This window comes from Bacillus sp. FSL M8-0071 (genome assembly GCF_037975455.1).
Taxonomy (GTDB): domain Bacteria; phylum Bacillota; class Bacilli; order Bacillales; family Bacillaceae; genus Bacillus; species Bacillus subtilis.
Genome location: NZ_CP150256.1, coordinates 3,965,651 through 3,991,041, shown reverse-complemented (window position 1 = coordinate 3,991,041; position 25,391 = coordinate 3,965,651). Strand labels below are relative to the sequence as shown.

The window sequence follows — 25,391 nt, the reverse complement described above, 5'->3', positions numbered from 1 at the left end:
GCGGAGTAAGGTTTTGATTAAGACATTTTTATTCTTCTGCTTCGTTGACGAAAACCAAGGCGGAGAAGCCTTTTTTCTTATCAAATTGCAATTCAACGACGGTAACGTCCGGATTGAAGTTGTGGTATTCCTCTAAGAACTGAATAATGCCTTCTGAAATGTCATCTGACATAAGCTGCTTGTGGTGCAGGCCAAATGTAGCTTCAGCGAAGAACCCTGTACGCTTGTTATAAGATAGCTCCTTTACTTCAACGTCTTCAGGGTAGATATCTTCTTCATTGGAAATATACACGCAAATTCCGTCTACAATTTCTTGCTCATTTAATATTAATCTCATTGCCTAAAATCTCCTTCTGTACGTCTTTGGTGCTTTAAATGCGCGAATCAGTGCGATGACAATGATTAAAATAATGATTAAAGCGATGATATCCACGATCCAGGCAATGGGTGAAGCGCCATAAGAAACATAGCCGGGGCCTCCGGCTGGATGATAGGTGTAACCCCACGGGTGCATCATGCTGATCATGAACATACCCATTGTAAATCCGCTATAATATCCAAACCATCCTGATGGCGCGAAACCTGCGTGATAGTAATGATTGACTGAAACATATCGTCCGCCAACATAGGCTTTAGACGTTTTTCCGCTGTATGTCTTTCCGGTTACTTTTGATGTAGCGCCGGAAAAGGTGCCTGACGATTTTTTAGAGCTTGATGAGCTTGCCTTTTCCGAAGGCTTCTTTTTAAGCGAAATCGATGATGATGAATCGTCAGGCGTCTTGGATTTTTTGCTAGAAGAGCTTGATCCTGAGCTGTAGCTTGATTTCGGGCTTGATTTATAGCTTCCGCTGTATGACGAGCTTGAACTTCGGCTGCTGTAACTAGATGATGAGCGGCCGCTGAAGCTCTTTGCATGAGAAATCGTTGATGGCAGCAGTACACCTAAAGCAACGGTTACTGCAACTAAGGCTTTTACATATTTAAGTTTCATTCTGTTTCCTCCATAGACCGCCGAAACGGCCCGCTATTCTGAGTTGCGAATCAAAAAAATTGGATCAGCTTTTTTGATTGATATGAGTCTATATTTCTAGGTGAGATTAACATTGCATGCTTTTGCTTTTTCATCACTTTCTTTCTGAGATTCAACTACCTTTATTTTATCGGATGTATGGCTCTTTTTGTAAGATTTTGCTTCTAGGAATTTATCGCACAAAAAAACAGCCTTCTCCATTGGAGAAGGCTGCTTTCTTCTTATGCGAACAGCTTATCAATAAATGAAATATCCTCTTGAGAAAGCGTCACGTCGGCTGTTTTGATGTTATCAATCAGCTGATCGGCACGTTTTGCTCCCGGAATTAAAATATCAATTTCCGGTCTTGCTAAATACCAGGCCAATACGATGTGAGGGATATCCACGTTGTGTTTTTCAGCAATCGGCGCAAGCTTGTTGACCTTTCTGATATTTTCTTTGAAACGCTCGCCCTTGAAGTGTTCCTGTTCGTTTCGCAGGTCGCCTTCTGGGAACGTTGTATCTTCTGTATACTTTCCTGCCAATAAACCTGATACGAGCGGGAAGTAAGGGATAAATGAAATATTATGCTCCTTCGTATACGGGAAGAATGTTTTTTCCGCTTCACGGTTTAACAGGTTGTATTCGCCTTGCAATACATCTACCAAACCGTCTTTGTTTGCTTCTTTCAATTGCTCTAAAGAGAAGTTGGATACACCGATGGAGCGGATTTTTCCGGCTTTCTTCATCTCATTCAGCGCGTTAACGGCTTCATCCTTAGGCGTATGTTCGTCAGGGAAGTGAATGTAGAACAAATCGATATAATCGGTATTCAAGCGCTTCAGGCTTTCATCAACTGATTTTTTAAGAAAATCTGGTGAATTATCAAAGACAAAGTCATTGCCTTGTTTTCTGTGAGCGGCTTTTGTCGCGATGACAACATCTTCACGGTTGAATTCACGCAGCACTTCACCAATTAATTCTTCGGAACGGCCGATCCCGTAAATGTAAGCGGTGTCTAACATTGTCACGCCATTACGGATCGCCTCGCGCACCAATTCTTTTCCGGTTTCTTCATTTAGGTTCGGGTAGAGGTTATGTCCTCCGACAGCATTTGTTCCTAATCCGATAGGGAATACCTGCAAGTCTGATTTTCCGAGCTTCGCTTTTTTCATGATCTGCCTCCTAGAATAAAATGGATGATAGACTCTCAACACTATTGTAAACGTTAGGCCAGGTGAATGCCGATTTGATGCTCATTGCAGTACTGCGTGTACTCGTCGTCTAATGGCTGAGAGGTCACAATGCAATGCAGCCTGTCAAACGGCGCATATGTCAGAAGCGTTGATTTTCCGAATTTGGAATGGTCAGCCAATAGATACACTTCTTTTGCTTTTTCCGAAATCCTCTTTTTAATTTCATACTCCAGCAGATCCGAGTTGGTCAATCCGTGTGTCAGCGTCGTTCCGGTAGCGGACATAAAGGCTTTGTTGATATTGTACTTATCAAGCATAGCCGGGTCGTCCATGCCGACAAAGGAGCGGGTTTTTCTCTTATAGTTGTTTCCGATAATGATTAAGTTGATATTCTTCAAAGCTGACGCCGCATTGATAATGTCTAAACTGTTGGTTAAGATGGTGACATTTTTGGCTGGATCAAGCGTATCAAGAATAGACTTTGTCGTCGTTCCTGAATCAATGAAGACCAAATCGTGATCTTCAATAAATCGGGAAGCATAATGGGCGATTTTTGTTTTTTCATCCTGGTGCTGAATGGTGCGATTTTCAAAAGGAACTAATGCGGTTTTTTCAATAGATGTTACGCCGCCGTATACTTTTTCAATCGCACCCTTTTCTGTAAGCTTGTTGATATCACGTCTGACTGTGTTTTTGGAGACATTGAACACCTGGCACAGCTCATCTAAGGAAACAGTGCCATGCGATAAAATGTACTCCTCCATTTCCTGAATCCGCATCAGTTTCATATTAAAAACTCCTTCTAGAATCTTTACGTAACATAAATATATAATAAAAACCAAAAGTTAATCAATAGTTGCTTAAAAAATGATAACATCGGTGTATATCTTTTGCAAGATTCGGCGGGCTTCTCTTACCTCTCTTACTTGATTAAAAGATTAATATAATAAAAATAATGAAAAAATGTAGTGTTTATGATTGACTTATGGGTATTATGCGATTAGAATATAACCAAGAAATGACCAAAAAGTAACCTGTTGTGCATGAAATGGTTGCTTGTATGTAAATATGCATCCGCCTTTATTTTTTTGGTTTTTTTGAAAGCGTTTAATTCTTGGCTTGCTGAAAAGTGGATATTGATATGAATCTATCCGGAACCATCCATACAAGTGTATGTGTTTACTAATGAAGGAGGCAATAAGAATGGCAGAAATCAGAAAATTAAAAAACTACATCAACGGTGAATGGGTTGAAAGCAAAACAGATCAATATGAAGATGTCGTCAATCCGGCGACGAAAGAAGTACTATGCCAAGTGCCGATTTCTACACAAGAGGATATTGATTACGCAGCGCAAACGGCTGCTGAAGCATTTAAAACATGGTCAAAGGTGGCGGTTCCGCGCCGTGCCAGAATTCTATTTAACTTCCAGCAGCTGCTGTCTCAGCATAAAGAAGAACTGGCTCATCTAATTACCATTGAAAACGGAAAAAACACAAAAGAAGCTTTAGGTGAAGTGGGACGCGGGATTGAAAACGTAGAGTTCGCCGCTGGAGCACCTTCCCTAATGATGGGTGACTCGCTTGCTTCCATCGCAACGGACGTTGAAGCGGCCAACTACCGCTACCCAATCGGAGTTGTCGGCGGAATCGCGCCATTTAACTTCCCGATGATGGTCCCTTGCTGGATGTTCCCAATGGCGATCGCACTCGGCAACACATTTATTTTAAAACCATCAGAGCGGACACCGCTGTTAACAGAGAAATTGGTTGAGCTTTTTGAAAAAGCGGGCCTTCCGAAAGGGGTATTCAACGTCGTATACGGTGCGCATGACGTTGTGAACGGCATCCTCGAGCATCCCGAAATTAAAGCGATTTCATTTGTAGGCTCCAAGCCAGTCGGCGAATACGTCTACAAAAAAGGAAGCGAAAACTTAAAACGCGTTCAATCTCTGACTGGCGCGAAAAACCATACGATTGTCTTGAACGATGCGAATCTTGAAGACACGGTCACAAACATCGTCGGAGCTGCCTTCGGTTCTGCCGGTGAACGCTGCATGGCTTGTGCGGTTGTGACAGTTGAAGAAGGAATCGCCGATGAATTTATGGCGAAGCTGCAGGAAAAAGTGGCGGACATTAAAATCGGTAACGGCCTTGATGACGGCGTGTTCTTAGGACCGGTGATTCGCGAAGACAACAAGAAGCGCACGCTCAACTATATCGAAAAAGGTCTTGAAGAAGGTGCCAGACTCGTATGTGACGGACGTGAAAATGTGTCTGACGACGGCTACTTTGTCGGCCCGACGATCTTTGACAATGTCACAACAGAGATGACGATCTGGAAAGATGAAATTTTCGCTCCGGTCTTATCTGTCATTCGTGTGAAAAACCTGAAAGAAGCGATTGAAATCGCCAATAAGTCTGAGTTTGCGAACGGCGCCTGCTTGTTCACATCCAACTCAAACGCAATCCGCTACTTCCGTGAAAACATTGATGCGGGAATGCTAGGAATCAACCTTGGGGTGCCGGCTCCAATGGCGTTCTTCCCATTCTCAGGCTGGAAATCTTCATTCTTTGGAACGCTGCATGCGAACGGAAAAGACAGCGTCGACTTCTATACACGTAAAAAAGTGGTAACGGCAAGATATCCGGCACCTGATTTCAACTAAACGACGAACAGCCGAACGGCGTCCATGTGCGCTGTTCGGACTCATTCTGCCAATAGAAAGAGGAGGGCTTCACTATGAGTTATTTGTTGCGTAAGCCGCAGTCGCATGAAGTGTCTAATGGGGTCAAACTCGTGCACGAAGTAACGACATCCAACTCTGATCTCACTTATGTAGAGTTTAAAGTGTTAGATCTTGCATCAGGTTCAAGCTATACAGAAGAATTGAAAAAACAAGAAATCTGTATTGTGGCGGTAACGGGAAAAATTACAGTGACAGATCATGAGTCGACTTTTGAGAATATCGGCACGCGTGAAAGCGTATTTGAACGAAAACCGACAGACAGCGTCTATATGTCAAATGACCGTGCATTTGAGATCACAGCGGTCAGCGACGCAAGAGTGGCGCTTTGCTATTCTCCATCGGAAAAGCAGCTTCCGACAAAGCTGATCAAAGCGGAAGACAACGGAATTGAACATCGCGGGCAATTTTCAAACAAACGTACTGTTCATAACATTCTTCCGGATTCAGACCCTTCAGCTAACAGTCTATTAGTAGTTGAAGTCTATACAGACAGCGGCAACTGGTCCAGCTACCCGCCTCACAAACATGACCAAGACAACTTGCCGGAAGAATCTTTCTTAGAAGAAACGTACTACCATGAGTTAGACCCGGGACAGGGCTTTGTATTTCAGCGCGTATACACAGATGACCGTTCTATTGACGAGACAATGACTGCGGAAAATGAAAACGTTGTCATCGTTCCTGCGGGATACCACCCGGTAGGCGTTCCGGACGGATACACATCCTACTATTTAAATGTCATGGCAGGACCGACGCGAAAATGGAAGTTTCATAACGACCCGGCGCATGAGTGGATTTTAGAACGCTAACAAGTGAGGAGTGGCTGTTTACGATGAAGTATACATTCAATGAAGAGAAGGCTTTTGACATTATTGCCATCGGCCGGGCATGTATTGACCTGAACGCACTCGAATACAACCGCCCAATGGAAGAGACGATGACATTTTCCAAATACGTCGGCGGTTCACCTGCGAATATCGCGATCGGCAGCGCGAAGCTTGGCTTAAAAGCGGGCTTCATCGGCAAAATTCCGGATGACCAGCATGGAAGATTCATAGAGTCCTATATGAGAAAGACCGGCGTTGATACAACACAGATGGTTGTTGATCAAGATGGACACAAAGCAGGCCTTGCATTTACAGAAATCCTCAGCCCTGAAGAATGCAGCATTTTAATGTATCGCGATGATGTGGCGGATCTTTATCTTGAGCCTTCAGAGGTAAGCGAGGACTATATCGCAAATGCGAAAATGCTGCTTGTTTCCGGGACAGCGCTCGCCAAAAGCCCGTCACGGGAAGCGGTATTAAAAGCTGTTCAATACGCGAAGAAGCATCAGGTTAAAGTGGTGTTCGAACTGGATTACCGCCCGTATACGTGGCAGTCATCAGATGAAACAGCCGTTTATTATTCTTTGGTTGCCGAGCAGTCTGATATCGTCATCGGCACACGCGATGAATTTGATGTGATGGAAAACCGCACAGGCGGAAGCAATGAAGAATCCGTCAATCATTTATTTGGCCATTCAGCCGACCTCGTTGTCATCAAACACGGCGTCGAAGGCTCTTACGCATACAGCAAATCCGGCGAGGTATTCCGCGCCCAAGCGTACAAGACAAAAGTGCTGAAAACTTTTGGAGCTGGTGACTCCTATGCGTCAGCTTTTATCTATGGCCTTGTCAGCGGAAAAGACATTGAAACGGCATTGAAATACGGCAGTGCTTCAGCTTCCATTGTGGTGAGCAAGCACAGTTCGTCAGAAGCGATGCCGACTGCGGAAGAAATCGTACAGCTTATTGAAGCACAGTCATAATTGAAAAAGATCGAGTAAAGGTGGGATCGTTTGTGGGCAAGAAAATTCGCTTAACAACAGCGCAGGCGCTGATTAAATTCTTAAACCAGCAGTACATCCATGTTGATGGAAAGGAAGAGCCTTTTGTCGAAGGGATTTTCACAATTTTCGGCCATGGAAACGTATTAGGGATCGGGCAAGCGCTTGAGCAGGATGCAGGCCATTTGAAAGTCTATCAAGGGAAAAATGAACAAGGAATGGCGCATGCGGCCATGGCGTACAGCAAGCAAATGCTGAGAAGAAAAATATATGCGGTGTCTACATCCGTCGGACCGGGAGCGGCTAACTTGGTGGCGGCAGCCGGCACTGCATTGGCAAACAATATCCCAGTTCTCTTGATTCCGGCAGACACATTTGCGACAAGACAGCCAGACCCTGTACTGCAGCAAATGGAGCAAGAATACAGCGCGGCGATTACGACAAACGATGCATTGAAACCTGTATCGAGATACTGGGACCGCATTACGCGCCCTGAGCAGCTGATGAGCAGTTTGCTGCGCGCGTTTGAAGTCATGACTGATCCGGCAAAAGCAGGTCCGGCAACGATTTGTATTTCTCAGGATGTTGAAGGGGAAGCATACGATTTTGATGAAAGTTTCTTCGTCAAACGGGTTCACTATATTGATCGCATGCAGCCGAGCGAGCGCGAGCTTCAAGGAGCGGCGGAGCTGATTAAATCCAGCAAAAAACCTGTGATTCTCGTCGGCGGAGGCGCAAAATATTCCGGTGCGCGCGATGAATTGGTTGCCATTTCTGAAGCCTATAACATTCCGTTAGTTGAAACGCAGGCAGGAAAGTCAACCGTTGAGGCAGATTTTGCGAACAACCTTGGCGGAATGGGCATCACAGGTACACTTGCGGCAAACAAAGCGGCCCGCCAAGCTGATTTGATTATCGGCATTGGCACAAGGTATACAGATTTTGCGACATCCTCTAAGACCGCTTTTGATTTTGATAAAGCGAAGTTTTTGAACATTAACGTCAGCCGAATGCAGGCGTATAAACTTGATGCATTCCAAGTGGTGGCGGATGCGAAAGTGACGCTTGGCAAACTGCACGGCTTGCTTGAAGGCTATGAGAGCGAGTTCGGCACAACGATCCGGGAGCTGAAGGACGAATGGCTGGCTGAACGCGAGCGTCTCAGCAAAGTGACGTTTAAGCGGGAAGCATTTGATCCGGAAATCAAACATCACTTTTCTCAAGAGGTCCTGAATGAATATGCTGACGCGTTGAATACGGAGCTTCCGCAAACAACAGCATTGCTGACAATCAACGAGACGATTCCTGAAGACAGCGTCATCATCTGTTCAGCAGGCTCACTCCCAGGAGATTTGCAGCGTTTGTGGCATTCTAATGTTCCGAATACGTATCACCTGGAGTATGGGTATTCTTGCATGGGCTATGAAGTGTCCGGGACACTCGGTCTTAAACTGGCCCACCCTGACAAAGAAGTGTATTCAATCGTCGGAGACGGCAGCTTCCTGATGCTTCATTCTGAATTGATCACGGCGATTCAGTACAACAAGAAAATCAATGTGCTGCTCTTTGACAACTCAGGATTCGGATGCATCAACAACCTGCAAATGGATCATGGCAGCGGCAGCTACTATTGCGAGTTCCGCACAGATGACAACCAAATCCTGAATGTCGATTACGCGAAAGTCGCTGAGGGATACGGCGCGAAAACCTACCGCGCAAACACAGTAGAAGAATTAAAAGCGGCGTTAGAGGATGCGAAGAAACAGGATGTATCAACATTAATTGAAATGAAGGTGCTGCCAAAAACAATGACGGACGGCTATGACAGCTGGTGGCATGTCGGAGTGGCAGAGGTATCTGAACAAGAAAGCGTTCAGAAAGCATACGAAGCAAAAGAGAAAAAGCTGGAATCTGCGAAGCAGTATTAGAGGGGAGGCATCATAGATGGGCAAAAATGAAATCCTGTGGGGAATCGCTCCCATTGGGTGGCGGAATGATGACATGCCTGAAATTGGAGCGGGAAATACACTCCAGCATTTGTTAAGTGATATCGTTGTCGCACGTTTTCAAGGCACAGAGGTCGGGGGCTTTTTCCCCGAACCTGCCATCCTGAACAAAGAGCTGAAGCTTCGGAACTTACGCATTGCAGGAAAATGGTTCAGCAGTTTTATTTTGCGTGACGGACTTGGTGAAGCGGCAAAGACATTTACCCTGCATTGTGAGTATTTGCAGCAAGTAAACGCGGATGTCGCAGTTGTCTCTGAACAAACGTACAGCGTGCAAAGCTTGGAGAAAAACGTGTTCACAGAGAAGCCGCACTTTACGGATGATGAATGGGAGCGGCTTTGCGAAGGGCTGAATCACCTTGGCGAAATTGCCGCTCAGCATGGCTTGAAGCTTGTCTATCATCATCATCTCGGCACTGGTGTCCAAACAGCGGAAGAAGTGGACCGCCTGATGGCAGGAACTGACCCTGCGCATGTACACCTCCTCTATGATACAGGCCATGCGTATATTTCTGACGGCGATTACATGGGGATGCTTGAGAAGCATATCGGCCGCATTAAGCATGTGCACTTTAAGGATGCCCGCCTGAATGTCATGGAACAATGCAGGCTCGAAGGACAATCGTTCCGGCAATCATTTTTAAAAGGCATGTTTACGGTTCCCGGTGACGGCTGCATTGACTTTAGAGAAGTATATCAGCTGCTGTTGAAGCACAGTTATTCCGGATGGATTGTCATTGAAGCTGAACAGGACCCCGATGTTGCAAACCCGCTGGAGTATGCATTGATTGCGAGAAACTATATTGATCAGCAGTTGTTGGATCTGGCTTAATGGGGAATGAACATATGGGCAATACCAATGGAGATTCAGCCTTCAATAAACGGACAATCGCGGCAGCATTGGCCAACTATATTGATGCCGGTTCAATTGTGGCAGGCTCCGCCGGTTTATCATTATGGGTCAGTTACCTTAAGCTATCCGATACACAAATCGGGCTGCTCGGCGCGCTGAGCGCAAATGCGATTTCTGCCGCTGTCGGCGCGCTGCTTGGCGGGTTTCTGGCTGATAAAGTCGGACGGAAGGCTGTTTATACCAATAGTATGCTGGTTTATGCACTAGGGATTTGTTTGGTTTTGTTCGGGGTTAATTTCCCCATGTTGTTAAGCGGTTACATCATTATCGGTTTATCAGTAGGAGCTGACATAACCGCGTCATGGACCATTATTGCGGAAAATGCGCCAAAGAAGAATCGGGCCAGGCATTGCGGCGTAGCACAAGTCGCTTGGGCCGCGGGCGCTGTCGTTGTACTGCTCCTCTCCGTACTGGCCGGTGACTTGGGACTCTTGGGGAATAAAATCGTATTTGCCCATCTGCTTGTGATTGCGCTGATTACGTACATCCTGAGAATCAGGCTTCCGGAATCAGACGCCTGGCAGACAAAAAATCAGCCGGAGGATGCTCAGGCAGAGAAGCCGGCTGTACTGAATAAGACATCGTATTTTGATTTGCTCAAGCCTATGTATCTCAAAAGCATATTGTTTTTGATGGGTGTGTACTTGGTTTGGAACTTAGCCGCCGGGGTCATGGGCTTCTTTATGCCATACATTTATCAGCAGGTCGGCGGTGTATCTGCCAACATGGCCAACCTTTTGCAAATGGGGCTGTTTATCTTCACAGGATTGGGGGTCGCCTTGATCTTCATGCCCTTTGCCGACAAATATAGAAAAACCGTATTTGGAATCGCCGCTTTCATGGCGGTGATCGGGTGGACACTGTTTCTGCTGCCAGTTGAAGGCCTGCCGATTCTGCTCCTGTTTATTGTCGTGATCGGCATCAATAACGGAGCAGGGCAGCAAGCGAACTATCAGTTATGGGCTAGTGAAATCTTTCCTACGCAATATCGTGCTTCCGCACAAGGACTGATGTTTTTCCTTGTCCGTATTTCAATAGGGATTTGGAGTCTGTTTGTCCCAATGATTATCACCAATTTCGGCATTGGAACGATGGCTGCAATTCTTCTCGGATGTGTGACGGCCAGTATGATCATCGGGCTGCTCTTTGCGCCGAATACGTCTGGCAAGTCGCTTGAACAAATTCAAGAGGAACTCTACGGGTCTCCTCAGAGCCAAGTAAAGCAAGGAACAGAAAGCAAAATCATGTAACCAACAGAAGGAGTGGCTGTCAATGAGTTTACGTATTGGCGTAATTGGAACTGGAGCAATCGGAAAAGAACATATTAACCGCATCACGAACAAGCTGTCAGGCGCGGAAATCGTAGCCGTAACGGATGTTAATCAAGAAGCTGCACAAAAGGTCGTTGAGCAATACCAATTAAACGCGACGGTTTATCCGAATGATGACAGCTTGCTTGCAGACGAAAATGTAGACGCTGTTTTAGTGACAAGCTGGGGGCCTGCGCATGAGTCAAGCGTGCTGAAAGCCATTAAAGCCCAGAAATATGTGTTCTGTGAAAAACCGCTCGCGACAACGGCTGAAGGATGCATGCGCATTGTCGAAGAAGAAATCAAAGTGGGCAAACGCCTTGTTCAAGTCGGCTTCATGCGCCGTTATGACAGCGGTTACGTACAGCTGAAGGAAGCACTCGACAATCATGTCATCGGCGAGCCGCTTATGATTCACTGCGCGCACCGCAACCCGACTGTAGGAGATAACTACACAACCGATATGGCCGTAGTCGACACGCTCGTTCATGAAATTGATGTGCTGCACTGGCTCGTCAACGATGACTACGAGTCCGTTCAAGTCATCTACCCGAAAAAATCGAAAAACGCGCTGCCGCATTTAAAAGATCCGCAAATCGTCGTGATTGAAACAAAAGGCGGTATCGTCATCAATGCTGAAATCTATGTGAACTGTAAATACGGCTATGACATTCAATGTGAAATCGTCGGAGAAGACGGCATCATCAAGCTTCCTGAACCATCAAGCATCAGCTTGAGAAAAGAAGGCAAATTCAGCACAGATATTTTGATGGATTGGCAGAGACGCTTTGTCGCTGCGTACGATGTGGAAATCCAAGACTTTATTGATTCGATTCAAAAGAAAGGCGAGGTCAGCGGACCGACGGCATGGGACGGCTATATTGCTGCTGTCACGACTGATGCGTGTGTAAAAGCCCAGGAATCTGGACAAAAAGAAAAGGTTGAATTGAAGGAAAAACCGGAATTCTATCAATCTTTTACAACAGTTCAAAACTAAAAAACAGAGGAGTGAAAATATGAAGTTAGCATTGGATCCATCCATGTATCGTGATGATTTAACTTTAGAGGAAACGGTCTATAAAACGGCGGAGCTTGGCTATGAATATATCGAATTGTCTCCGCGCGAGGATTTTTGCCCGTTTTATAAATATCCGAAAGTCGATTCAGCAAAGATCAAACAATTAAAGCGCCTTTTAAGAGATACAGGTGTTAAGCTTTCATCGCTTCTTCCTCTTTACCACTGGGCGGGTCCTGATGAAGACCGCCGGCAGGCAGCGGTGCGCAATTGGAAACGGGCAATCGAAATTGCGGTTGAACTTGAAGTGGATTTGATGAACAGCGAATTCAGCGGTTCAAAATATGATCCTTTAACAAGTGAAGAAAAATTTATCAAATCCATGGATGAGCTTCTGCCAGTCTTTGAAAAAGAAGGTATTAAACTTAATCTTCAAGCCCACCCATACGATTTTATCGAAACGCACAAAGGTGCGATGGATATGATCCGTGCGCTTGACAAGGATTGGATCAATCTTGTCTACTCGACTGCGCATACGTTCTTCTATGATGACGGCAAAGGCGACATCGAGACCATGTTTGACGAAGCCGGCGACCGCCTCACACATGTTTTATTTGCAGATACCTATAATCATAAAGCGGCTCATGGCCTTCGCTACATCGTCAATCCGCCTGACGCGAAAGTAACGGTTCACCAGCATTTGGACATTGGCCAAGGCGAGGTTGATTTTGATACGATTTTCAGAAAACTGAGAGAGATGAAGTTCGACGGAATTGCGACGAATGCCGTATTTGCTTGGGTCGATGAAAGAGCGGATGAATCAAGCCGATTTATGCTTAAGAAAATGAAAGAAGAATTAGGTCTGGCATAAGCTGAGCATGGAGTTCGGCGGGATATGGCGACAGCCTTCCTGCCGAACTCCCTTCATATCTAAAACGCAGATGGGGGAGTCTGGCATGAAACTTTGTTTTAATGAAGCGACAACATTGGAAAACTCAAACCTTAAACAGGATTTAGAACTATGCGAAAAGCACGGCTATGATTATATTGAAATCCGCACAATGGATAAGCTGCCGGAGTACTTAAAAGATCATTCATTGGATGACCTTGCGGAATATTTTCAAACCCATCACATCAAACCGCTTGCTTTAAACGCGCTTGTTTTCTTCAACAACCGTGATGAAAAGGGCCACAACGAGATCATCACTGAATTTAAAGGCATGATGGAAACATGCAAAACCCTCGGTGTGAAATATGTGGTGGCCGTTCCGCTTGTGACAGAGCAGAAGATTGTAAAAGAAGAGATCAAAAAGAGCAGTGTAGACGTGCTGACTGAGCTGTCAGATATCGCGGATCCGTACGGCGTAAAAATCGCGCTTGAGTTTGTCGGCCATCCGCAATGTACGGTCAATACGTTTGAACAGGCGTATGAGATTGTAAACACAGTTAACCGTGACAATGTCGGGCTTGTCCTTGACAGTTTTCACTTCCATGCAATGGGTTCAAATATTGAGAGCTTAAAGCAGGCGGACGGAAAGAAAATCTTCATCTATCATATTGATGATACAGAAGATTTCCCAATCGGCTTTTTAACAGATGAGGATCGTGTATGGCCGGGACAAGGGGCAATTGACTTAGATGCCCACTTATCAGCACTGAAGGAAATTGGCTTCTCTGATGTTGTATCGGTTGAGCTCTTCCGGCCTGAATACTATAAGCTGACTGCTGAGGAAGCCATTCAAACAGCGAAAAAAACAACAGTGGACGTCGTATCAAAATACTTCAACATGTAATGGATAAAGGAGGGGTGGACATGGCTTTTGTATCGATGAAAGAGCTTCTTGAAGATGCAAAGCGGGAGCAGTATGCGATCGGCCAGTTTAATATCAATGGTTTGCAGTGGACGAAGGCGATTTTGCAGGCGGCGCAAAAGGAGCAATCACCGGTCATCGCCGCGGCTTCCGATCGCCTGGTCGACTATTTAGGCGGATTTAAAACGATTGCCGCCATGGTCGGCGCGTTAATAGAGGACATGGCGATTACCGTTCCCGTGGTGCTTCATCTCGATCACGGCAGCAGTGCGGAACGCTGCAGACAGGCCATTGATGCCGGATTCAGCTCAGTGATGTTTGACGGCTCCCATCAGCCGATTGACGAGAATATCGCGATGACAAAAGAAGTCACCGATTATGCCGCAAAACACGGCGTGTCAGTAGAAGCCGAAGTCGGCACGGTCGGCGGAATGGAAGACGGCCTGGTCGGCGGGGTCCGCTATGCCGATATCACGGAATGTGAGCGGATCGTTAAAGAAACCAATATCGACGCGCTGGCCGCCGCCCTCGGCTCTGTACACGGCAAATATCAGGGTGAGCCGAATCTCGGATTTAAGGAAATGGAGGCTATCTCTCGCATGACTGATATTCCCCTCGTTCTTCATGGGGCATCCGGGATTCCGCAGGATCAGATCAAAAAAGCCATCACACTCGGCCACGCGAAGATCAATATCAATACGGAATGTATGGTAGCGTGGACAGACGAAACACGCCGCATGTTTCAGGAAAACAGCGATCTGTACGAACCGCGCGGCTATTTGACACCCGGCATTGAAGCCGTGGAAGAGACAGTGCGAAGCAAAATGAGAGAGTTCGGATCAGCCGGTAAAGCAGCTAAGCAGCAGGTCGGCTAAAGAGACCAGAAACCGCCGAGATGGCGGTTTTTTTGTGCGGTGTTGCGTCCATACGCCCAAAACGATTATGATGATGGCAGCAGTGTAAGAAACGGGAGTGGTTCAGTTTGAATAAAATTATGATTGTGGAAGACAGTGAAGACATTCGCGGACTATTGCAGAATTACCTTGAAAAATACGGATATCAAACAGTGGTCGCCGCGGATTTTACAGCTGTTCTTGATGTCTTTTTGCGGGAAAAGCCCGATGTGGTGCTGCTTGATATCAATTTGCCGGCATATGACGGATATTATTGGTGCCGGCAGATCCGCCAGCACTCCACAAGCCCGATCATCTTTATTTCTGCCAGAAGCGGGGAAATGGATCAGGTGATGGCGATTGAAAATGGGGGAGACGATTATATCGAAAAACCGTTTTCTTATGATATTGTGCTGGCGAAAATCAAAAGCCAGATCCGGAGGGCGTACGGGGAGTACGCCGCAAAGCAGGGAGAGAAAGTGGTTGAATATGCCGGCGTTCAGCTCTTTGTGGAACGGTTTGAACTGCGTTTTCAGGATGAAAAAAGCGAGCTTTCTAAAAAAGAAAGCAAGCTTTTGGAAGTGCTGCTTGAGCGGGGAGAAAAGGTGACGAGCCGGGACCGTCTCATGGAAAAGACGTGGGACACCGACATATTCATCGATGATAATACACTTAACGTGTATATCACGCGGCTCAGAAAAAAACTGCGGGAGCTGAATGCGCCTGTTTCTATTGAAGCGGTGCGGGGCGAAGGCTACCAGCTGAGGGCGCAGTCATGAAGCTGTTTCTCCGGTCTCATGCAGTGCTGATTCTGCTTTTTTTCCTTCAAGGGCTGTTTGTCTTCTTTTATTACTGGTTTGCGGGTCTGCATTCTTTTTCTCACTTGTTTTACATATTGGGCGTGCAGCTTCTTATTTTGGCGGGTTATCTTGCCTATCGCTGGTACAAAGACCGCGGCGTGTATCATTGGCTCAGCTCGGGGCAGGAAGGGACGGATATCCCGTATCTCGGTTCTTCAGTGTTCTGTTCAGAGCTGTATGAAAAGCAGATGGAGCTGATCCGGCTGCAGCACCAGAAGCTCCATGAGACCGAAGCCAAGCTTGACGCGCGGGTGACGTATATGAATCAATGGGTGCACCAAGTGAAGACGCCGCTGTCGGTCATTAATTTAATCATTCAAGAAGAGGATGAGCCCGTTTTTGAACAAATCAAAAAAGAAGTCCGGCAGATTGAATTCGGGCTGGAGACGCTTCTTTATTCTTCAAGGCTCGACCTGTTTGAACGGGATTTTAAAATCGAAGCGGTTTCCCTGTCCGAGCTTCTCCAATCAGTCATTCAAAGCTATAAACGATTTTTTATTCAATATCGCGTTTATCCGAAAATGAACGTTTGCGATGATCATCAGATTTACACCGATGCCAAATGGCTCAAATTTGCGATTGGCCAAGTGGTCACAAATGCGGTCAAGTATTCAGCGGGCAAGAGTGACAGACTTGAGCTGAATGTCTTTCGCGATGAAGACAGGACGGTGCTTGAAGTCAAAGATTACGGTGTCGGGATTCCCTCACAAGACATCAAGCGGGTGTTTGACCCTTATTACACGGGTGAAAACGGGCGGCGTTTCCAAGAATCTACGGGAATCGGCCTCCATCTCGTCAAAGAAATTACAGATAAGCTCAATCATACGGTGGACATCAGCTCGTCTCCCGGTGAAGGGACATCAGTTCGATTTTCATTTCTTACAAAAATGTAAGGCTGCGTTAAGAAAACAACATAGCCCGCTTTGTTTCCCCTTGATAACATGGATTTATGTCAAGGGGATTTTTATGTTGAACGTCCCGGCACTACATGAAAGCAGCCCAGATCAACAAGAATAAAACCATAAGGAGGATTTTCATGGCGAATATGCTTGAAGTCAAACATATAAATAAAACCTATAAAGGACAAGTGTCCTATCAGGCCTTAAAGCAAATTTCATTTTCAATAGAAGAAGGCGAGTTCACGGCGGTGATGGGGCCGTCCGGGTCCGGAAAAACAACGCTTTTGAATATCATTTCAACGATTGACCGTCCAGATTCAGGCGATATCCTGATTAACGGAGAAAACCCGCATCGCCTGAAGCGGACAAAGCTCGCTCATTTCCGCCGCAAGCAGCTCGGATTTGTGTTTCAGGATTTCAACCTTCTGGACACGCTGACGATCGGTGAAAATATCATGCTGCCGTTAACGCTTGAAAAAGAAGCGCCGTCTGTAATAGAAGAAAAACTGCACGGCATCGCGGCAAAGCTCGGTATCGAAAACCTGCTTAACAAGCGGACGTTTGAAGTATCCGGAGGCCAGCGCCAGCGGGCCGCCATCGCAAGAGCGGTCATTCATAAGCCGTCACTCATTCTGGCCGATGAACCAACTGGAAACCTTGATTCCAAAGCGACAAAAGACGTCATGGAAACGTTGCAGAGCCTGAATCGGGATGATCATGTCACGGCTTTGATGGTGACCCACGATCCGGTTTCGGCAAGCTACTGCCGCCGCGTCATCTTTATAAAAGACGGCGAATTGTTTAATGAGATTTACCGCGGGGAAAACCGCCAAGTCTTTTATGAACAAATTCTTGATGTGCTGTCTATGCTGGGGGGAAACGCAAATGACCTTTCTTCAGTTCGCTTATAAAAACGTCACGAGAAACAAAAGGGCCTATCTTGCATTCTTTTTAAGCAGCGCCTTTTCCGTTTTGATTTTCTTTACCTTTGCGATGTTCCTGTTTCATCCGGCATTAAAGGAAGGCTACCTGAATAACATCGCCAAAAAAGGCTTAACCGCCGCGGAATGGATGATCTTTGTTTTTTCTTTCTTATTTGTTCTGTATTCGGTTAATGCATTTTTGAAATCGAGAAATAAAGAATTCGGCATTCTGCTCATGCAGGGCATCACGCCGGGGCAGCTGAGAAAGCTCATTACTGCGGAAAATATGATCATCGGCGTCATGTCAATTGCAGCCGGTATTATCGGAGGATTCATTTTTTCAAAGACGTTCTTTACGGTCGGTGCTTATATTTTAGAAATGGACGCGCTGCCTTTGTATATGCCTTGGAAAGCGCTCGGTATTACGGCCTGCGGATTTCTGCTCTTATTTTTCTTTTTATCGCAGTTTACGATCCTTTTTGTCAGATCAAATACGGTTATCAAATTAATAAAGGGCACTGGCAAGGTTAAACCGGAGCCTAAGCCGTCCGTGCTTCTGTCCTTATTCGGCATCGCCTGTCTGTGCGGCGGGTACGGCATGGTTCTTAAAGGCAATGTCCACGGGGCCGAACCGTTTATCATTTTACTGCTCACCGTCATCGGAACATATTTCTTTTTCAGCCAAAGCAGCATATGGATTCTGCGCGCGCTGAAGAAGTGGAAAACCTTTTATCTGCGCGGGAAAAACATCATTTGGGTTTCTGACCTTGTCTATCGTCTAAAAGACAACGCCCGCCTGTTCTTTATTGTCAGCATTATTTCCGCGGTTGCGTTTACTGCGACAGGCGTGCTCGCAATGTACAAATCGACCGTCGGAGCGGAAGAGTCCGCTTATGAAATGGAGTATTTATCTTACAGCAACAATCCAAAAGAACAGACTCATTTGAAAGATATTGACCATGAACTGAAAACACACGGCTTTACGTATAAGAAAGACAAAATAGATGTTTCCTATGTTCGCTATCAGGAAGGAGAAACTGTTCCCCCTGTTTACATGATCAGTGAATCGGATGCGGCAAAATACTTCCATGTCAAAGTGAACGGCCTGAAAGAAGACGAGGCTGTCTATTTCCCGGGAACGTATGACCGCAATTTCAAAAACGAAGCGCCGGATCAGCTGAAGCTGCTGAACCAAAAAGGGGAGCTGTCTGATCAAAAACTGTCGGTAAAAGAAGTCAAAAAACCGCTGATCTCATTGAATGCCATCATCGCGGTGAATGATCAAACCTTTGATCAGCTGAAATCACTCGGTGATAAAGCGTCATTATACGGTTACAGCTATGATCATTGGAAAGACAGTCTTGAGATCAGCCAATCCTTGCAAAATGAGATTTACGGCAATTATATCGACGTGCATTCTGACTTTGCTTCAAAAGCCGGGACTTACTATGATACGGTGCAGCTGCCGAGCCTGAGTTTATTTATCGGCCTGTTTATCGCAATTGTATTCTTTGTCGCGGCAGCAAGTTTCTTATATTTCAGGCTGTTCACTGATTTAGATGAAGACCGGGAGCGCTACCGTTCACTGGCCAAAATCGGCCTGAGCGAGCGTGAAATGGCACAAAGCGTGACAATACAATTGGCCATTCTTTTCTTCTTTCCATTTGTCATTGCCGTCATGCATACACTGTTTGCCTTGAGAACATTGGCTGTGGAAGGATATTCCGATGTAGCGGGACCGCTCAGTCTTACCATCGGAGGGTTTTTCATTTTTCAGCTTCTATTCTTCCTCGCGGTGCGGTCAAGCTATTTGAAAAAAATGAACAAGTAAGGGGAGTGCAAAGATGAAAAAAGCAATGGCAATCCTGGCCGTCTTGGCGGCTGCTGCCGTAATATGCGGGCTTCTCTTTTTTCATAACGATGTTACAGACAGATTTAATCCGTTTATTCACCAGCAAGATGTCTATGTGCAGATTGATCGAGATGGCAAACATCTTAGCCCAGGCGGTACTGAGTATACATTAGACGGATACAATGCATCCGGAAAAAAAGAAGAAGTGACCTTTTTCGCCGGCAAAGAGCTTCGGAAGAACGCGTATTTGAAGGTGAAGGCGAAAGGAAAGTATGTCGAGACTTGGGAAGAAGTCAAGTTTGAAGATATGCCGGACTTTGTACAGTCAAAATTAAAGTGAATCATAAAAAACGGCACAGCGTCATGACTGTGCCGTTTTTTTATTTTTTATTTTCTTCGGCCCGTTTGATCAGCATGTCGGTGATGATATCCACCTGTTTGCTGACAGAAATCGGGTCGTACGGGTAGAACGAGTCAAAGTCATTGATAAACACGCGATTATGTTTAACAGCGTCAAGATTTTTCCAAATGGAGGAATTCTCCAGCTTGTCGAGTGTTTTGCTTTCGCCTTTCGGGTTGTAATCCGTAATGAACATATAATCTGCGGCATACTCAGGAATAACCTCTTGAGAGAGCTGTTTCATCTCTCCTTTTTTGATGACATCTTGCTCAATTTTTTCAGGCGCTTTTAACCCAAGTGCATTGTATACAGCTTGGCCGCCGCGTCCGCCATTGTCATTGAACACCCAGAATTCGCCCTTGTCTGTGTTTTCATAAATGCCGAAGGTTGCATCTTTGTCGATGACGCCGGCAATTTTCTTCTTAGCTGCTTCCGCTTTTTTGTTAAAGTCAGCCATAAAGGATTTTGCTTGGTCTTTCGCTCCGGCGATATCTCCGAACATGCTGACTGTGTCTTCTACGTTTTTCGCTGTGTTATAAGGTATGACAACAGTCGGAGCGATTTTCTTTAATTTATCAACATTCTCTTCATTCATGACAACAATTAAGTCAGGCTGAAGCTCCATCACTTTTTCAACGCTTATTGGATCACCAACATCCTTCACATTTTTCAGCTTTGATTTTAAAAACGGATTATCAAATGACCATGAGCCTGAGCCGACCACATTGGCCCCGACAGACAGCAATTCACCGGCATAAAAATCAGTGACGATGCGTTTCGGATGTGCAGGAATGTTGACGTTCCCTTTTGGTGATTTGTATGTTCTCATTTCTGTTTTTTCGGAAGCAGAATCGCTTGAGCTCCCTTTAGAAGCCGTGCCGCTGCAAGCGCTGACAAACATGAGAAGCAGCACAAGCAAGCCCACGAGCAATATGTTCTTTTTCATCAAGAACCCTCCCACTATGTATCTCAATAGATTAGTAATGATTATCATTATCAATTAATAATATAGCAAGAAACCTGTTCTCCGTCTATCACTATTTTTAAGGGAGAAAGTTTTTCCCGTTTATGGGTGACGCGGTATGCCTAATCGATTATTATAGGTAAATAGGAGGAGAAAAATATGGGAATTACAAAAAGAGGTGCCGCTTGGGAATGGCTGCATAGCTGGTGGATGCTGTTTATTTTCATGCCTTTTGCCATTACCAGTTTTTTTGCCTTTTTATTTATTGGCATCAAGGTTAGAAATAGAAAGTGGATCATGTACGGCATCATTTATTTTTTCATTTTTGCATTTGGTTTTGTTTTGCCCGATCTGCCCGGTGTTTTTATTGTGGTCCCGTTATGGGCGGTAACCATTATTCATGGATTTAAAGTGCGCCCGCTGTATTTGATTCAGCTGGATGTCTACAAAGATCATGTGGAGGCGCGGGCTTTTGCCGAGGCAAGAAGTGAAGCCGAGAGCAGATTTCATGCACCGAAACAGTCTATTCAGGATATACATATTCGCAAAGAACAGTAAGAAAAAAGCTCAACACTCGCATTGTGTTGAGCTTTTTATATGTTACTGCTGGTAGGATTGCTGCTGAAATGGCGTGTTTTGGCCGAATGGAAGTGTAGACACATTCGTATTCATGACGCTGGATTGTCCAGTAAGTTCCTGTTGCATTTGGTTGCACATGTTGACAACCTGCTGGCACTTTTGAATCGCCATGTCATGCCCGTGCAGTGCTTGCTGAATGGTATGTGCAGCTTGTTGTTCGTGGTTTAGAATCTGCTGCAGCATTTGGATGTTTTGCTGTTCCTGATGAAGCATTTGGCGATATTGCTGGCTGCTTTGCTGTGTCTGCTGAATGAGCTGCTGAGCAGTTTGGCGGCATTGGTTCAGCTGCTGCAAGCCGTGTTGTGTATTATGCATGAATGATCCCTCCATGTATCGATTGACGTGAGTCGGTATTATCATGCAACTTGAATGAAAAGAAATTCCGTCAAAGAGGAACTACAATTATTTTCCTCAGCCCCTCTATCTTTGAATGAAAACGGTAAAGATTGTATACTGGGTACAAACCCTTTTTATGTAAATGTTCCGTTTTAACATATAAGAATTGCGGAAAACGAAACCCTGAAATGGGAGAATCGTATTCCGCTTTTTTTCTTTGTTTGCTCAGAAACCGCCTTCCCCTGCAGTAAATGGGATATTCAGCCTGTTTTCTACTGTGCGGAGGCGCTGATTGAGCCGATTTAGGCGGCGTGTATGGCGTTCAACAGCCTGGCTTAACTGATTGACCTGTTCGGCAATCCGTGCAATTTCCCGATTTTGACGGCGGTCTTCGTTTGTCAGACGGGTTAATTCTCTTGACTGCTGTTCATTTTGCCGTTCAAGTGCTGCGATTCTTCTTTCCAATGCCGGTTGTCTGTCCATTTGGTATGGATCGTATACATCCTGCTGCGGATAAGGATTGTACTCATAGTGGCTATAGTAAGGTTCCTGCTGAGGCAGCTGAGGGCTGTAATATTGATAAGGGTTCATTATGATCAATCTCCTTGTGGGTGAATTCCTTATAACTTATGTAGTCCTTGGCACAGTGGCACGGCATTCGCCCAAAAAAAGGAGGAAAGGATGGTGATCCCCTTGAGAAACAAATATGGCATTTTGTTTTTAATTGCTGTATGCATCATGGTATCGGGCTGCCAGCAGCAAAAAGAAGAGACGCCGTTTTATTACGGAACGTGGGATGAGGGGCTTGCCCCCGGGCCAACGGACGGCGTGAAATCAGCAACAGTCACATTTACCGAAGACGAGGTTGTGGAAACGGAAGTGATGGAAGGAAGAGGAGAGGTACAGCTGCCTTTTATGGCATACAAGGTGATTTCCCAAAGCACTGACGGGTCTATCGAGATTCAGTACCTCGGCCCCTATTATCCGCTCAAAAGCACGCTGAAAAGAGGAGAAAACGGGACATTGATATGGGAGCAAAATGGCCAGACAAAAACGATGACAAGAATCGAATCAAAGACCGGCAGGGAGGAGAAAGATGAGAAATCAAAAAGCTGAAAGACTGGTGGCAGCGGGGCTTGTTTTACATATCATTCAATGGATATTTATATTATGGGCTTTTCTCAAAGTCAAACAGTTATTTAGTGACTATACGATCTATAACCCTAATGTCATCAGCGGCTCCATGCAGTCCTTATCGTTTATACAAATGATGCGCGCTATGATGTACTCAGGGGCAATCGTGAATTATGTTTTGTTTTTTGCCCTTGTATTGCTGATTTATGGCATAGTGCTTCATGCCATCCTGATCGTTCTGGAAATGGCGGCTTACGTCATGATCAGACGGAATCCATCATCTTCATGGGGGTTCTTTTTCATCGCGGCGGGTGTGAAGCTTGCCAACTTGAATATAACCGGCATTCCTTTTCTAGCTGCCGGCTTTCTGCTGATGAAACAGAAAAAAGCAGAAAACGGCGTCAAGGCAGAAAGAAAGCGGAAACCGCGCTTGCGTATCCGAAGACAAGGGCGGCGTCTAAACAGAATCCGGAGAAAACCATCTCTTCCGGTTGAATATCAAAAAGAAAAAACGATATGATGGAACTATAGCCTGAAAACGACATGAAGGAGATGCAGGATGTACAAACTAATTGCAATTGATATGGATGGAACACTTTTAAATGATCATCATGAAGTAACAGAGGAGGTCCGCGACGCCCTTCACGCGGCAAAAGCGGAAGGTGTCAAAATTGTGCTTTGCACCGGCCGGCCTATCGGGGGTGTGCAGAGATATTTAGATGAACTGAATTTAATTGAAGAAGGCGACTATGTTATTGCGTATAATGGAGCACTTGTTCAAAATACGCATACAAATGAAGTGGTCTCAGAGCTGTCTCTCGGTTATGATGATTTGACTTCATTATATGACCTGAGCTTAGAGCTGAAGACGCCGATGCATTTCTTTGACTCATCTAATTTGTATACGCCTAACCGGGATATTAGCGAATTTACCGTATACGAATCCTATGTGACACAGGTGCCGCTTCATTTCCGCAAGATTGACGAGGTGCCAAAAGATATCCTCATCCCGAAAGTGATGTTTATTGATAAACCGGAGAACTTAAGCCGCGTCATTACATCGATTCCAAAAGACGTGAGAGAAAAATATACAATGGTCAGAAGTGCGCCTTTCTTTTATGAAATTCTGCACCCGGAAGCCAGCAAAGGAAATGCTGTACGCCAGCTGGCTCAGCTGCTTGGAATTGAACAGGCGGAAGTCATGTGCATAGGCGACAATGGGAACGACCTGACAATGATCGAATGGGCGGGCTGCGGGGTTGCCATGGCAAACGCCATCCCAGAAGTATTGGAAGCCGCAAACTTTCAAACACGCTCTAATAATGAACATGGTGTTGCGCATGCGATTCACGAGCTTGTTTTGGCTAAATAATAAAAAATCCAGCCTTCTAAAGGCTGGATTTTTTCGTTTTATTTGATGTAATGTCAATTCTTTGACGAACCGATTTGACTTTCGTTATGCTGATAAAACCAATTCGTTCACAATATGTATGATATTAATCTGAATTGAAAAGGGGACTGATCAAATGTGCACAAGTCTTACATTGGAAACTGCTGACCGTAAACATGTATTAGCGAGAACAATGGATTTTGCATTTCAGCTGGGGACAGAGGTGATTCTCTATCCGCGCCGTTACAGTTGGAATAGTGAGGCTGACGGAAAGGTCCATCAGACACAGTACGCATTTATCGGTATGGGAAGAAAACTTGGTAATATTTTATTTGCAGACGGCGTTAATGAAAACGGTTTATCGTGTGCTGCACTTTATTTTCCGGGCTATGCGGAGTACGAAAAAACGATACGGGAAGATACCGTTCACATTGCCCCGCATGAGTTTGTGACATGGGTGCTGTCAGTCTGTAAGTCTTTGGAAGACGTAAAAGAAAAGATTCGATCTTTAACGATTGTAGAGAAAAAATTAGATCTATTGGATACAGTTTTACCGCTTCACTGGATATTGTCAGACCGGACGGGCCGAAGCCTGACGATAGAACCGAGAGCAGACGGCCTCAAAGTCTATGATAATCAACCTGGTGTCATGACGAACAGCCCCGACTTTATATGGCATGTAACCAATCTGCAGCAATATACAGGAATCAGACCGAAGCAATTAGAGAGCAAAGAATTGGGCGGATTAGCCCTTTCTGCTTTTGGCCAAGGCTTAGGAACTGTTGGTCTGCCGGGGGATTATACACCGCCTTCCCGGTTTGTCAGAGCTGTTTATTTGAAAGAACATCTAGAGCCGGCGGCCGATGAAACGAAAGGTGTAACAGCCGCTTTTCACATTTTGGCAAATATGACGATACCAAAGGGCGCAGTGATAACGGAAGAAGACGAAATTCATTATACGCAATATACTTCCGTGATGTGCAACGAAACTGGAAACTACTATTTCCACCACTATGACAATCGGCAAATCCAAAAAGTGAGTTTATTTCATGAAGACCTAGACCGCCTTGAGCCTAAAGTGTTTTCTGCTAAAGCAGAAGAGAGTATTCTAGAACTTAATTAAGATTCAATTAGCTGATTTCGGTATGAATCCGGTATCAGCTTATTTTTTTATGTGAAGTCTCAGCTTCTGAATGAGTGGGAAGATGGACCGTTCTACGACGGCGACACGCGCGTTTATTAGCAAAGAGCAAAAGCAGCGGCAA

At 45.4% G+C, this 25,391-nt stretch carries 27 protein-coding genes; 20 read left to right on the top strand and 7 right to left on the bottom strand.

All coding sequences use genetic code 11. The annotated features are described in order from the left end of the window. Positions 1-28: 28 nt before the first annotated feature. From MKX71_RS20550 to iolR, 4 genes are all read right to left on the bottom strand, one after another. Complete coding sequence (locus MKX71_RS20550; protein ID WP_003227046.1) at positions 29-337, bottom strand: YxcD family protein; 309 nt, start codon at positions 335-337, stop codon at positions 29-31. Positions 338-340: 3 nt separating this feature from the next. After that, entirely contained in the window at positions 341-991 is a 651-nt protein-coding gene (locus MKX71_RS20545; protein ID WP_069323023.1) for a hypothetical protein, read from the bottom strand. A 260-nt stretch (positions 992-1,251) separates the two neighbouring features. Beyond that, on the bottom strand, positions 1,252-2,184 hold the full coding sequence (locus MKX71_RS20540) for an aldo/keto reductase (protein ID WP_003243075.1): 933 nt from the start codon (positions 2,182-2,184) through the stop codon (positions 1,252-1,254). A 53-nt stretch (positions 2,185-2,237) separates the two neighbouring features. Then, on the bottom strand, positions 2,238-2,993 hold the full coding sequence (gene iolR, locus MKX71_RS20535) for a myo-inositol utilization transcriptional regulator IolR (protein WP_003227050.1): 756 nt from the start codon (positions 2,991-2,993) through the stop codon (positions 2,238-2,240). A gap of 415 nt (positions 2,994-3,408) precedes the next feature. Between iolR and iolA the strand changes: the two genes are divergently transcribed. The 15 genes from iolA (at position 3,409) to MKX71_RS20460 (ending at position 19,603) form a co-directional block, all read left to right on the top strand. Next, the gene (iolA, locus tag MKX71_RS20530) at positions 3,409-4,872 is read left to right on the top strand and encodes a methylmalonate-semialdehyde dehydrogenase (protein WP_339231585.1); all 1,464 of its coding nucleotides are present in this window, start codon (positions 3,409-3,411) and stop codon (positions 4,870-4,872) included. A gap of 74 nt (positions 4,873-4,946) precedes the next feature. Next, positions 4,947-5,762 (top strand): 5-deoxy-glucuronate isomerase, encoded by an 816-nt coding sequence (gene iolB / locus MKX71_RS20525; RefSeq protein ID WP_327836212.1) that lies wholly within the window; start codon positions 4,947-4,949, stop codon positions 5,760-5,762. 23 nt (positions 5,763-5,785) lie between these two features. Continuing rightward, positions 5,786-6,763 carry a 5-dehydro-2-deoxygluconokinase gene (iolC, locus tag MKX71_RS20520; protein WP_049140860.1) on the top strand — a complete coding sequence of 326 codons (978 nt, stop codon included), beginning with the start codon at positions 5,786-5,788 and terminating at the stop codon, positions 6,761-6,763. Positions 6,764-6,795: 32 nt separating this feature from the next. Further along, on the top strand, positions 6,796-8,709 hold the full coding sequence (iolD, locus tag MKX71_RS20515) for a 3D-(3,5/4)-trihydroxycyclohexane-1,2-dione acylhydrolase (decyclizing) (protein ID WP_339231584.1): 1,914 nt from the start codon (positions 6,796-6,798) through the stop codon (positions 8,707-8,709). A 16-nt stretch (positions 8,710-8,725) separates the two neighbouring features. Next, positions 8,726-9,619, top strand: a complete 894-nt coding sequence (iolE, locus tag MKX71_RS20510) for a myo-inosose-2 dehydratase (protein WP_003227062.1) — start codon at positions 8,726-8,728, stop codon at positions 9,617-9,619. Between the two features lie 14 nt (positions 9,620-9,633). Next, positions 9,634-10,950 (top strand): myo-inositol transporter IolF, encoded by a 1,317-nt coding sequence (iolF, locus tag MKX71_RS20505; protein WP_032725035.1) that lies wholly within the window; start codon positions 9,634-9,636, stop codon positions 10,948-10,950. 22 nt (positions 10,951-10,972) lie between these two features. Beyond that, a complete protein-coding gene (gene iolG / locus MKX71_RS20500) occupies positions 10,973-12,007 on the top strand; it encodes a bifunctional inositol 2-dehydrogenase/D-chiro-inositol 1-dehydrogenase (protein WP_014481414.1) in 1,035 nt (344 codons plus the stop codon). Between the two features lie 19 nt (positions 12,008-12,026). Continuing rightward, on the top strand, positions 12,027-12,896 hold the full coding sequence (locus MKX71_RS20495) for a sugar phosphate isomerase/epimerase (RefSeq protein WP_015250852.1): 870 nt from the start codon (positions 12,027-12,029) through the stop codon (positions 12,894-12,896). Between the two features lie 85 nt (positions 12,897-12,981). Beyond that, positions 12,982-13,818 (top strand): 2-keto-myo-inositol isomerase, encoded by an 837-nt coding sequence (gene iolI, locus MKX71_RS20490; protein WP_339231583.1) that lies wholly within the window; start codon positions 12,982-12,984, stop codon positions 13,816-13,818. Positions 13,819-13,838: 20 nt separating this feature from the next. Next, positions 13,839-14,711 carry a 6-phospho-5-dehydro-2-deoxy-D-gluconate aldolase gene (gene iolJ / locus MKX71_RS20485; protein ID WP_339231581.1) on the top strand — a complete coding sequence of 291 codons (873 nt, stop codon included), beginning with the start codon at positions 13,839-13,841 and terminating at the stop codon, positions 14,709-14,711. A 107-nt stretch (positions 14,712-14,818) separates the two neighbouring features. Continuing rightward, the gene (yxdJ, locus tag MKX71_RS20480; RefSeq protein WP_003243527.1) at positions 14,819-15,508 is read left to right on the top strand and encodes a two-component system response regulator YxdJ; all 690 of its coding nucleotides are present in this window, start codon (positions 14,819-14,821) and stop codon (positions 15,506-15,508) included. Next, positions 15,505-16,482 carry a two-component system sensor histidine kinase YxdK gene (yxdK, locus tag MKX71_RS20475; RefSeq protein WP_003227076.1) on the top strand — a complete coding sequence of 326 codons (978 nt, stop codon included), beginning with the start codon at positions 15,505-15,507 and terminating at the stop codon, positions 16,480-16,482. Before yxdJ ends, yxdK begins: the two co-directional genes overlap by 4 nt. Before the next feature lie 143 nt (positions 16,483-16,625). After that, the gene (gene yxdL / locus MKX71_RS20470; protein ID WP_032676945.1) at positions 16,626-17,399 is read left to right on the top strand and encodes an ABC transporter ATP-binding protein YxdL; all 774 of its coding nucleotides are present in this window, start codon (positions 16,626-16,628) and stop codon (positions 17,397-17,399) included. Then, a complete protein-coding gene (gene yxdM, locus MKX71_RS20465) occupies positions 17,374-19,242 on the top strand; it encodes an ABC transporter permease YxdM (protein WP_017696088.1) in 1,869 nt (622 codons plus the stop codon). Before yxdL ends, yxdM begins: the two co-directional genes overlap by 26 nt. Before the next feature lie 13 nt (positions 19,243-19,255). Beyond that, positions 19,256-19,603 (top strand): YxeA family protein, encoded by a 348-nt coding sequence (locus MKX71_RS20460; protein ID WP_024572303.1) that lies wholly within the window; start codon positions 19,256-19,258, stop codon positions 19,601-19,603. A 40-nt stretch (positions 19,604-19,643) separates the two neighbouring features. Here the strand turns inward: MKX71_RS20460 and MKX71_RS20455 are convergent, their stop codons facing one another. Further along, positions 19,644-20,609 carry an iron-hydroxamate ABC transporter substrate-binding protein gene (locus MKX71_RS20455; RefSeq protein WP_032722763.1) on the bottom strand — a complete coding sequence of 322 codons (966 nt, stop codon included), beginning with the start codon at positions 20,607-20,609 and terminating at the stop codon, positions 19,644-19,646. A gap of 177 nt (positions 20,610-20,786) precedes the next feature. Between MKX71_RS20455 and MKX71_RS20450 the strand changes: the two genes are divergently transcribed. Then, complete coding sequence (locus tag MKX71_RS20450; protein ID WP_003243293.1) at positions 20,787-21,185, top strand: hypothetical protein; 399 nt, start codon at positions 20,787-20,789, stop codon at positions 21,183-21,185. A 42-nt stretch (positions 21,186-21,227) separates the two neighbouring features. On the opposite strand, the gene MKX71_RS20445 is transcribed toward MKX71_RS20450, so the two are convergent. Together MKX71_RS20445 and cotNE are read right to left on the bottom strand one after the other, a co-directional pair. Then, entirely contained in the window at positions 21,228-21,581 is a 354-nt protein-coding gene (locus MKX71_RS20445; RefSeq protein WP_003236356.1) for a hypothetical protein, read from the bottom strand. Between the two features lie 246 nt (positions 21,582-21,827). Further along, positions 21,828-22,193: an inner spore coat protein CotNE gene (gene cotNE / locus MKX71_RS20440; RefSeq protein ID WP_003227093.1), complete on the bottom strand. Its 366-nt coding sequence runs from the start codon at positions 22,191-22,193 to the stop codon at positions 21,828-21,830. A gap of 90 nt (positions 22,194-22,283) precedes the next feature. On the opposite strand from cotNE, the gene MKX71_RS20435 reads away from it, so the two are divergent. From MKX71_RS20435 to yxeI, 4 genes are all read left to right on the top strand, one after another. Next, positions 22,284-22,718 (top strand): DUF3255 family protein, encoded by a 435-nt coding sequence (locus MKX71_RS20435; RefSeq protein WP_015715009.1) that lies wholly within the window; start codon positions 22,284-22,286, stop codon positions 22,716-22,718. Beyond that, a complete protein-coding gene (locus MKX71_RS20430; protein WP_339231579.1) occupies positions 22,699-23,256 on the top strand; it encodes a hypothetical protein in 558 nt (185 codons plus the stop codon). The genes MKX71_RS20435 and MKX71_RS20430 overlap by 20 nt, the downstream gene beginning before the upstream one ends. 39 nt (positions 23,257-23,295) lie before the next feature. Beyond that, positions 23,296-24,108, top strand: a complete 813-nt coding sequence (gene yidA / locus MKX71_RS20425; RefSeq protein WP_128740860.1) for a sugar-phosphatase — start codon at positions 23,296-23,298, stop codon at positions 24,106-24,108. 154 nt (positions 24,109-24,262) lie between these two features. Next, the gene (gene yxeI, locus MKX71_RS20420; protein ID WP_339231578.1) at positions 24,263-25,249 is read left to right on the top strand and encodes a penicillin V amidase; all 987 of its coding nucleotides are present in this window, start codon (positions 24,263-24,265) and stop codon (positions 25,247-25,249) included. The last annotated feature ends 142 nt before the right edge of the window (positions 25,250-25,391 follow it).